This is a genomic window from Photorhabdus viridis, from assembly GCF_040256935.1.
Classification (GTDB): Bacteria; Pseudomonadota; Gammaproteobacteria; order Enterobacterales; family Enterobacteriaceae; genus Photorhabdus; species Photorhabdus viridis.
Genome location: NZ_JBEJZY010000405.1, coordinates 1 through 259 on the forward strand (window position 1 = coordinate 1; position 259 = coordinate 259).

At 55.2% G+C, this 259-nt stretch carries 1 protein-coding gene; it reads right to left on the reverse strand.

Annotation, left to right across the window (positions count from 1 at the left end):
- Window positions 1–259, reverse strand: a 259-nt coding sequence (locus ABR397_RS23925; protein WP_350307862.1) for an S-type pyocin domain-containing protein, incomplete at both ends; no start/stop codon positions are given.

Consider the following 259-nt stretch of genomic DNA (forward strand, 5'->3'; position numbering starts at 1 on the left):
ATCCAGACCACTTTCCGCGCTGACGTGATACCCCTGAACCGTCATCCTGCCGCTTTTTTCATCTCTGATCCAGCGGAAACGCACACGAGTCGGGGCTTTGCCAAACTGTTCGGCAATCTCACTCAGGCGATAGTGGTTTAAGTAGTCCTCTTCGCCTTCATTCAGCTTCGGTGAATAAAACAATCCCATTAACCCGACCGTCAACGGATTTGGGGCCGCCAGCCAGCGCCCGGAGCTGGCAGCGCCACCGCCAATGTAA